At 45.3% G+C, this 10,592-nt stretch carries 8 protein-coding genes; all 8 read left to right on the top strand.

Translation table 11 applies throughout. From position 1 onward, the window contains the following. Positions 1–1,680 (top strand): hypothetical protein (locus tag COT43_04210; protein ID PIS29266.1); only part of this gene is annotated, 1,680 nt, incomplete at its 5' end. Beyond that, on the top strand, positions 1,677–3,539 hold the full coding sequence (locus COT43_04205) for a hypothetical protein (GenBank protein ID PIS29265.1): 1,863 nt from the start codon (positions 1,677–1,679) through the stop codon (positions 3,537–3,539). The genes COT43_04210 and COT43_04205, both read left to right, overlap by 4 nt. Before the next feature lie 20 nt (positions 3,540–3,559). Then, the gene (gene clpB, locus COT43_04200) at positions 3,560–6,172 is read left to right on the top strand and encodes an ATP-dependent chaperone ClpB (protein PIS29267.1); all 2,613 of its coding nucleotides are present in this window, start codon (positions 3,560–3,562) and stop codon (positions 6,170–6,172) included. A gap of 138 nt (positions 6,173–6,310) precedes the next feature. Then, positions 6,311–6,808 (top strand): hypothetical protein, encoded by a 498-nt coding sequence (locus COT43_04195; protein ID PIS29264.1) that lies wholly within the window; start codon positions 6,311–6,313, stop codon positions 6,806–6,808. A gap of 14 nt (positions 6,809–6,822) precedes the next feature. Next, positions 6,823–7,815, top strand: a complete 993-nt coding sequence (locus COT43_04190; GenBank protein PIS29263.1) for an ATPase — start codon at positions 6,823–6,825, stop codon at positions 7,813–7,815. A gap of 77 nt (positions 7,816–7,892) precedes the next feature. Then, positions 7,893–8,771 carry a DUF58 domain-containing protein gene (locus tag COT43_04185; protein PIS29262.1) on the top strand — a complete coding sequence of 293 codons (879 nt, stop codon included), beginning with the start codon at positions 7,893–7,895 and terminating at the stop codon, positions 8,769–8,771. Positions 8,772–8,824: 53 nt separating this feature from the next. Further along, positions 8,825–9,778: a hypothetical protein gene (locus COT43_04180; protein PIS29261.1), complete on the top strand. Its 954-nt coding sequence runs from the start codon at positions 8,825–8,827 to the stop codon at positions 9,776–9,778. Continuing rightward, positions 9,771–10,592, top strand: an 822-nt coding sequence (locus COT43_04175; GenBank protein ID PIS29260.1) for an MFS transporter, incomplete at its 3' end; no start/stop codon positions are given. The genes COT43_04180 and COT43_04175, both read left to right, overlap by 8 nt.

Raw genomic sequence — 10,592 nt, 5'->3', positions numbered from 1 at the left:
GATCCCGTTTTTCTGTCAAAGATACCAAAGGACGGAAAAATATCCGGTAAGATCGAGGTTAAGAATCGAATGGATACGCCGGTGATTGATTACGATCTCACTATCGCCGATCCGGTTTTTGACAAAGTGCGGGGGAAAGAGTTAGCGGTCAAAGGACAATATCAGAAGTCGCGATTTGTTTTTTCCAATCTAATATTTAAGGATGAAGCAGGTACTACAAAAGGAAAAGGATTTCTGCCGTTCACGATCCAGTTTATTCCACTGGTGTTTTCTTACAATGCGGATTCATTGATGAGTTTGAATTTTTCTCAGCATTCGAATTCGCTTGTGTTTATAAATGATTATCTTGAAGACGTGGAAAATCTGACGGGAGATTTCGACATCGCGTTGAGTTTTACTGGAACACCTAAACATCCAGTTCGCTCCGGCAACGTCACCGTAAAAGGTGGGATTTTAAAAATGTCAATGCTGGAAAATCCGATCACCGGAATCGAAGGAAGCGCATTGATGAGCAACAATGTTCTCGACATTGTTTCAATGAATGCATATATGTTCAAACCGGTTCCACGCAGTAAACTCGATCAGGCGAAATCGAAACTGAAATCCATAACGCTGGACGTTTTTTTTCCGCCGCAAATAAACAATCTCGAACCCAATCTGACCATTTCCGGTCAAATCGATTTTACTCGGTTTTTCCGTCCTGATTATAAACTGAAAGCCGTCGGGAAAGGGCTGTACCTACGGACGCTGTTAGCCGAACAGGAAGGCGTCATCAACGGCGAGTTTAGTATATCCGGACGTGATACGATCAACATCGAAGGTGATGTCGATGTCACAGATTTCATTATCCGAAATGAGTTCCAATCAACCGAACGGATTCTGGAAAAGGTCAAACCCAGTTCCACCTATACGAATATTAATATTCATTCAATCATCCCCGGAAATCTATATTTCAGAAACAACCAATTAGATGCGGATCTATCGGGTGAGATGTGGATAATCCGAAATGGCTCTGACCCGTTCCAATTTTCCGGATCGCTGGACGTCCGAAGCGGCAAATTTTTCTATTACGGCTGGGAATTCGATATTGTGCGCGGTTCGATCATTTTTGATCCAATCGAATTTAATCCGACTCTGGATATCGAGGCACAGGTCGATCTCGCTTCCTATACCAAAACCGATTCAACGAAAAGTATCTCAAGTGACAAAAATGAATATGCCACCGTCTATCTGACCGGTGATATGGAACAACCGCTTCTCACTTTTGAGTCCTCAAACTACTCCCAAAGTGACATTTTGATGTTTCTGACGCGAACCGGCAGTACCAGCGAGGGCAATAGCGGTCAGGACAGGTTATCTTCCGATGCGTTGAACGTTTTCGGAATGTATTTTGAGCGACAACTCGAAAAAAGTATCAGCCGTTTTAGCGGATTAGATGAGTTCGAATTGCGTACGAAAGGTAATTTGTTTACCAACGAAACGACGGATCAATGGAGTGTTATGTTGGGCCAAAAACTGGCTCCCAATCTGTTCGTCACCTATGAACGAAATTTTTCACTGATCGAACCGAACCAGCAATTCGGTCTGGAATATCGAATTAATCGATATACATCGCTTGTCGGCGACGTGGATCAGAACGGCCTTGTGCGAATTAATTATCAATATAAATACCATTATTGAGATCTTCAGTTTTTAACCGAATCGTTTACTCCACCCTTCTCTGTCTTCTGTTATCGGGACGGGGGGTTGCATTTTCCGCGAAAAACAGTTTTACACCGACCGAATACGTCGTCCGGAAGATATACATTGACGGAAATAAGAAATTTTCTCAACGCTATCTGAAGCGGAAAATGAACCTGAAGGATAAACAATTCACACGGACAAAAACCTTTACCCGGCGACTGATCGAATTGGACAGATTGTTAATCGAATCCTTGTATGTCAAAGACGGATATCTTTATTGTTCAGTGAAAGATTCTTTTAAGGTTTTCGATAGTGGCGACGTCGATCTCTATTACTCGATCAACGAGGGTAAGCAGTATTTATTAAAGGACGTTACTATCCGGGGCGCAGAATCACTCAGCGAGAGAAAAATCCTATCGCTACTTCAACACAAGACCGGCAAACCGTACAATCCGATTCAAATCCGCGCGGGAATCAAGGCGATGTCCTATGAATACGCGAATATCGGAAAACCACTGGTGGTTATCTCCGATTCGTTGACCATCAATGACGGGATTCATCTGATAATTTCTATCACGGAAAATCAAACGATGAGAATCGGTGAGGTAAAAGTCGTTAATAACCAATTGGTCAAGACCAAACCAATAAGGAGGGAGATCGTTTTTCGCTCCGGTGATCTCTATTCTCAGGAAAAATTGGAACTGTCGAAGCGGCACATTTTTGAAACCGGATTATTTTCCAGTGCGAATATTCGCTTAGCAGACATCGATACAGTCAAACGCACGCTGAATTTGGTCGCCGATGTGCGCGAATTGGACATGCACTACCTCGGGCTAAATTTCGGTCTCGGTCAGGATCGAGGTATTTTGTCCGGCAGTGGACCTTACACTTCGGTTGATCTGACCGGCGAATGGTTACACCGGAACATGTTTGGCAGAGGAAGCCGCTTGAGCACTTCTGTTACTACGTCCTTGAACTTGAATCCGACAAATATTCTCTCCAGCCCGATGACAGAGGTGGAAGTACTCTGGGTTGAACCGTGGTTGCTCGGATTTCGGTCATCCAACACCTTCCGGCTCTTTGTTGAAAATCAGCTGCTCGAAGAGCAGGAAAAGACGAGTTACGGGGGTGAAGCCGCCGTAATCTATCAACCGAATAAGCGTTTTTATCTGAAGACCACTCTCCAAATGCAAGGCATTCGCTGGAAATACAATCCTGCACCGGGCGATTATTCTGAGTCTGAATTAGAACGGGCGATCTCATTCAACTTGCGCCGGGATTATCGGGATAATTTTCTCTTCCCGAAAAGTGGAACGTTGGTAACTTTCACCGGAAAAATTGTCGGTCTGATACTGGGCGGAACGCAAGATTATTTTAAGATGGAAACAGGTTTCAGCAAATATTTCAACCTATTTGGACCTTTTGTTGTGGCAGGCCGCGCAAAAGTAGGGTGGATGGCTTCTTTTACTCAGAAAGAGGAGCCAGTTTACGAAAAATTTTATCTTGGCGGGGAGACAAGCCTCCGCGGTTGGCGCGACCGCAAGCTAATTACCGACGATCATGAATTAAAAGGAACTGCGATTGGTAAAAATATTAAAGTGCTAACTAACGCAGAAATTCGGTTTCCGCTCTTTTGGCTGATCGGTGGCGAAATATTTATCGACGGTGGCAATCTCGCCGACAGTTTTTCTGATCTCAAAGATCAAACCTATCGCTGGGACGCAGGAATTGGCTTGACTATTGTGTCTCCTTTGGGTCCGATTCGGATTGACTATGCGAGGAAACTCAATCCGATGTGGCCCTCTGAGAAACAAGATTTATGGCAAATCCAATTTGGGATTCCATATTCGTTTTAGAAAAAAGGAGGAAAAACATGATTTCATTTGATAAATTGACGATTAAAGCGCAGGAAATTGTAAAAAACGCTTTCGAGATAGCAATTAATTCAAATAATCAGGAAATCCAGCCGGACCATTTTTTTTCATCTGTTCTCACGACTCCTGACAATATCGGCTTAGCAGTCTTACAAAAAATTGTTGGGAATATCGATCCGATCAAGGAAGAAATCGAACGAATGATTGAGCGTTTTCCCAAGGTTACCGGCGCTATTGGTCAACCTTACATTAGCACGCTTTCTGATCGGATGTTTCGATCAGCAGAGGCATTTGCCAAACAATTGCAGGACGAATATATCAGTATTGAGCATTTGATTTTAGCCTTACAGGAAACTGCCAAAGACGAATTGAAAGTGCTATTCAAGAAAAATGGCATTACTCAAGAAACGCTTTTGTCATCTTTGAAGGAAATACGAGGCAGTCAACAGATCAAAGATCAAACTCCGGAGGACAAATATCAGGCGCTGAAACGTTATTGCCGGGATTTAAACGATTTGGCGAGAAAAGGAAAACTCGATCCGGTCATTGGCAGAGAAGACGAAATTCGACGCGTGCTTCAGGTCTTGTCGCGCCGAACGAAAAATAATCCGGTATTGATCGGCGATCCGGGCGTTGGCAAGACGGCGATCGTAGAAGGATTGGCGCTAAGAATTGTCAATCAGGACGTTCCGGAAGGAATTAAAGGCAAACGCGTAATGGCGTTGGATATGGGCGCATTGATTGCTGGTGCGAAATATCGCGGCGAGTTTGAAGACCGTCTGAAATCAGTAATCCGCGAAATAACTGAGGCGGAAGGAAGTATCATTCTTTTTATTGATGAAATTCATACAGTCGTCGGAGCTGGGGCGGCAGAAGGTTCCGTTGATGCGTCAAATCTACTGAAACCGGCGTTGGCGAGAGGCGAAATGCGTTGCATCGGCGCCACCACATTAGACGAATACCGAAAATATATCGAAAAAGATAAGGCGCTGGAACGTCGATTCCAGCCGATTCTCGTCGATGAACCTTCTATTGAGGATTCCATCTCCATTTTGCGCGGAATTAAGGAAAAGTACGAAATTCATCATGGAATCCGGATTAAGGATGCGGCGTTGATCGCGGCGGTTGAACTTTCACATCGGTACATCACTGATCGATTTTTACCGGACAAAGCGATCGATTTGATCGACGAAGCGGCGAGCCGTTTACGTCTGGAAATCGATTCGCTTCCTGCTGAATTGGATGAAGTCGAACGAAAAATCAGTCAGATGGAAATCGAGAGCCGCGCATTGGCTAAGGAAAAAGATATTCCGGAGTCGCAGGAACGTTATCAGAAAATCCAAAAAGAACTGGCGCAACAGAAAGAAACTTCAGCCACGTTGAGAAGTCACTGGGAAGAGGAAAAACGCCACATTGGACAAATCAACGAACTCAAGAAAAAAATCGAAACGTTGAAACTTGAAGATGAAAAGGTCGAACGTGAAGGTAACTGGGAGCGAGCGGCGCAGATCAAGCACTCGGAATTACCGGCACTTAGCCGTGACCTTGAGAATGAGAAAGCGATGCTGATTCAAAAACAGATCGGTCGTGCTTTGTTAAGAGAAGAAGTAACCGAAGAAGATATTGCCGAAATCATCTCCAAATGGACGCATATTCCGGTTTCTCGTTTGGTAGAAAGCGAACGTCAAAGACTGCTCCACATCGAAGACGAAATCCATCGGCGGGTCGTCGGGCAGAATGAAGCGGTGACGGCGGTCGCCAATGCGGTTCGACGCGCGCGCGCCGGATTGCAGGATGAGAATCGCCCACTGGCGACATTTATTTTCACTGGATCGACCGGTGTCGGCAAAACCGAAACGGCGAAAGCATTGGCAGAAGTACTTTTCAATGATGAAAACGCCATCATCCGGATCGATATGTCGGAATATATGGAAAAACATTCAGTGTCCCGGCTGGTCGGTGCGCCTCCTGGTTACGTCGGTTATGATGAGGGTGGACAACTAACAGAGGCGGTTCGTCGGAAACCGTATTCCGTCATTCTGCTCGATGAAATCGAAAAAGCGCATCCAGACGTTTTCAATATTCTGCTTCAGGTGCTGGAAGACGGAAGATTGACAGATAACAAAGGGCGCGTTGCCAATTTTAAAAATACTATTATCATCATGACTTCCAATCTCGGTTCGCAGGCTATCATGGGGCAAACTTCCGGCGTTACGGAAGAAAATATCGGCGTAATTTATGCGACCATTCAAGAAACGGTATTAAGCCAATTGAAGCAATATCTCAAGCCGGAATTTTTAAATCGTGTAGATGAAGTTATCGTTTTCACGCCGTTGTTGCCTTCAGAAATCGATCAAATCGTTCAGCGGCAGTTCGATCGGCTTTCGGTAAGAATGAAAGCAATGGGAATCGAGGCGGTTTTGTCGAAATCGGTGCGTTCGATGATAGGACAAGCCAGCTGGGATCCGATCTATGGCGCACGACCGGTCAAGAGGACTCTGCAGAAACATATTCTTGATCCGCTGGCAGTGATGATTTTAGAAGGGAAATTTGGTGCTGGAGATACCGTTCACGTTGATCTGAAAGATGGGGACATCGTTTTTAGGAAAAATTGATTGGAACAAAGGCGAATAATTGTTGGTTTAAGCCGCAGATTTGTTTTTGGGAATTGACCGTCAAGAACGAATTGATTAAGTTAGGCGCAGTTTTTTATCATCGGAAATGTACTTGGATTTTTAGGGAGGAAGACAATAATGAGTAGAAAAGCAATCGTAGTTCTGACAGCATTGATGGTTTTGGTCGTGATCGGATGTGAGAAACCAGACAAGAGCGCACAAGGGTACTGGGATGCGGGAATCGCCTGTTATCAGGATCAGGATTTCAAAGGATGCGTCAAAGAATACGAGAATCTGATCAAATTCTATCCAGAAGACACGCTTGCAATTCCAACTTTATTTGCATTGTCGGAAATTTATAAAAACAACCTAAACGACCTTCCCGAGGCGATCAAAACTTATGAGAAAATCGTAGAAAAGTATCCGGCATCGGAAAAAGCCCCGAATGCGCTGTTTATGATCGGTTACTTGTATGCGAATGAAGTGAATGATCTTTCCAGAGCCAAAGAAACCTACACGAAATTTATCGAGAAATATCCGAATCACATTTTGGTTCCGTCGGCACAGTGGGAACTTGAAAATCTGGGGAAATCGTTGGACGAAATTCCTAAACTGAAAGACATCAAGAAAAAATAAACGAGGTGTGATTTATGAGTTTTAATCTAACTGAGATGAACGAAAGAATCCGGCAGGAAAGTTCATTCATTTCCGGAATCCGGCAAGAAATCGGCAAAGTGATCGTTGGCCAAAACCACATGATTGATCGGCTCATTATCGGGATGCTCTGTAACGGGCATATTTTGCTGGAAGGCGTTCCCGGCCTGGCAAAATCCCTGACCGTCAGCACGCTGGCCAAAATAATTCATACTTCTTTTCGGAGAATCCAATTTACTCCCGATCTGTTGCCAGCCGATTTGATTGGAACGATGATTTACAATCAAAAATCGGGCGCTTTTGAGACGAAAAAAGGACCGATTTTCAGCAATATTATTCTTGCCGACGAAATCAACCGCTCGCCCGCCAAAGTCCAATCGGCGCTTCTCGAAGCGATGCAGGAACGGCAGGTTACTATCGGTGAAAATACGCATCGGCTCGACGATCCATTTCTCGTTCTGGCGACGCAGAATCCGATCGAGCAGGAAGGCACTTATCCGTTGCCGGAAGCGCAGGTTGATCGGTTTATGCTGAAAGTCGTCATTTCATATCCAAGTAAAGAAGAAGAATTGGAAATTATGAAGCGAATGGCGACGACGAACGGAGAGATCGCCGTCAATCCTGTCATCTTGCCCGATGACTTAAAACGCGCCCGTAAAACCGTCAACGACATTTATATCGACGAAAAAATTCACCGATATATTCTCGACATAGTTTTTGCGACGCGCGAACCGCAGGCGTACAAACTGACCGATCTTTCTGCGCTGATTCATTACGGCGCATCGCCGCGTGCTTCCATCTTCCTTGCAATGGCTGGAAAAGCGAAAGCGTTCATTCAGGGGCGCGGCTACGTGACGCCCGAAGACATCCGCGATGTCGTTTGGGATATTCTGCGGCATCGCATCATCCTGACTTTTGAAGCGGAAGCCGAGGAAGTTAATGTTGAAAATGTCATTCAGCGGATTATCGATACGGTCGAGGTCCCATAATAATAAAAACGGAAACGCGGTGAAGGAACCGTTTCTGTTCCCGATTTCCAGAAACCAATGCGAATGATGGTGAAATCATGCTGACGCGTGAAATTCTGAAAAAAGTGCGGCAAATCGAACTGCGAACGCGGCATTTGGTTAATGATGTGTTCAGCGGCGAATACCATTCGGTTTTTAAAGGACGCGGGATGGAATTTTCCGAAGTCCGCGAATACCAATATGGTGATGACTTCCGGATGATCGATTGGAATGTGACAGCGCGGTACAATCACCCGTACGTCAAAATTAACGAAGAGGAACGCGAGTTAACGGTGATGCTGGCGGTCGATTGTTCCCGCTCCGGCGCCTTTGGTTCGCACGAAAAGTTCAAATCGGAAATCGCGGCTGAGATTTCCGCGCTATTGGCATTTTCCGCCATCAAAAATAATGACAAAGTCGGGCTCATGATTTTTAGTGATGTTGTCGAGAAATTTATCCCGCCGCGCAAAGGGAAAAGCCATACACTTAGAGCGATTCGCGAACTGATGTATTTTCAACCGTCATCGCCGCGGACAGGTCTTCGAAATGGTCTGGAATTTTTACTCAAAGGTCTAAAACGTAAGTCGATCGTTTTCCTCATTTCGGATTTCATTGACGAAGGATATGAAAAACCTCTACGCGTGCTGAACCAAAAACACGATGTCGTCGCGATTCAGCTGTTCGACCGGCGTGAGAAGGAAATTCCGAATGTCGGCTTGCTAAAAATGCAGGATGCAGAGACACTGGAAGAAATATGGGTTGATACGACCGATAACAATTTCCGCCAAATGTACGCCGATCTGATCGATCAAAAGCGTCAGAAGTTTGTCAAAGACGCCAAGAGTATGAATCTGGACTTGATTCAAATCGATGATTCGGAGTCTTATGTTGATCCGCTCGTGAAATTTTTTAAGAACAGGGAGAGAAGATTTCGGTAAACGATTTTGGATCGGCGACTTTCAATATGAGACAGCGAAAGATAGGAAATAAATTGAGTGGTATAAAAATTGTTCTGTCGATTTTATTGTCTTTCCTGCTCAACATTTCCGCTTTTTCGGAGGCAATTCCGATCACCGTACAGGTTAAGATTGACACAACAATTGCGACGATAGGCGACCGGATTCAGATGACAATTGGTCTGTCGTATCCAGAAGGAACTCGGTTTCAATTTCCGTTTATCGAAAAGACGTTGGGCGAGACGGAAGTCGTCGGAAACCGTTTTTCCGAACCGGAGAAAATCGATGGCGGTTTGACGCAAACATGGACGTTGGATCTGGCGGTTTTTGACACTGGGATCGTGACTATCCCGCCGCTTGAAATTCGCGCTCTGTCACCGTCGGATACAACTGCCATCATGACATTTAAAACCGATCCGCAGAAAATCCGCATCATTTCTGTGTTGCCGGCTGGAGAAACCAACCTAAAAGACATCAAACCGCCGTTTCCGATTCGTAGAACTCTGCCGTTGCGATTGCTCGTTTTTTTAATCATTTTGATGGGATTGAGTTATGGCGCGTGGAAATATTACCAGAAGTGGAAAAGAGAGCATCCACCGCTGGCGCTCGATGAGAGGTTTCTCGAAGCGCCTCACGTAGCGGCTTTCCGAAAATTAGAGCAATTGAAAGGAAAAACTTTTAAAACTGTCGAAGAACAAATGCAGTACTATTCCGAAATTTCGCAAATCATCCGTGAATATATCGAACGAAGATACTTCATTCGGGCGCTGGAATTGACCACGACCGAGATCATCATTGCGCTGTGTGAAACTGATGTTGACGAGACGACGCAATTGAAGGTCGGCATATTGCTTAAGGAATTGGACGTTATCAAATTCGCCCGCCAAATTCCGACGACCGATCGAATTTCATCAGTTTGGAGCAACGCGTGGAAATTCGTCGATAAAACGAAACGTGAGTACTTTCTAACAGGAGGAACGAGTGATTGAAGTAAAAAATCTGGTTAAACACTATGGGAGCGTCCTCGCGGTGGATGACATCTCGTTTACCGTTGAAAAAGGTGAAATACTTGGCTTTCTGGGACCTAACGCCGCCGGTAAAACAACGACCATGAGAATCATCACGGGTTTTATGCCCGCCTCATCGGGAACGGTCAGGGTTGCCGGTTTCGATGTGTTCGATCAGGGAATCGAAGTCAAAAAGCGGATTGGTTATCTGCCGGAAAATCCGCCGCTGTATTCTGATATGCGCGTCGTGGATTATTTACGATTCGTCGCCGCGATCAAAGGCGTTGATAAGAAAACCATTGACGTCGAGATTCATCGCGTCGCCGAACGAATGGCTATCACCGACGTTTTGGAAAAACACATTTCCAAACTGTCCAAAGGGTACAAACAGCGCGTCGGATTAGCGCAGGCGTTGTTGAACAATCCGCCGTTGTTGGTTCTTGATGAACCGACTGTCGGTTTAGACCCGAAACAGATCATCGAAGTGCGCGAACTAATTAAAAGCCTTGCCTATGAACATACGGTCATTCTCTCCACGCACATCCTGCCGGAAGTCAGCATGACGTGCAATCGCGTCGTCATTATCAATGAAGGAAAAGTCGTCGCGATGGACACGCCGGATAACCTGACCGCGCGTCTCAAAGGCAGTGAATCGATTTTGTTGGAAGTCGAGGGTGCGATTCAGGACATTCAGAATGAACTCGAAAAAACGCCGAATGTCCTATCGGTTGCCGTTCAGCCGCTCGCAATTCCGGATATGGCTCAATATGTCGTCGAATCGACTGTCGGTTTCGAT

Source organism: Candidatus Marinimicrobia bacterium CG08_land_8_20_14_0_20_45_22, from assembly GCA_002774355.1.
GTDB lineage: Bacteria > Fidelibacterota > UBA2242 > UBA2242 > UBA2242 > 0-14-0-20-45-22.
The sequence above is the reverse complement of the archived record's forward strand: the minus strand, read 5'-3'. Positions and strand labels throughout refer to the sequence as shown.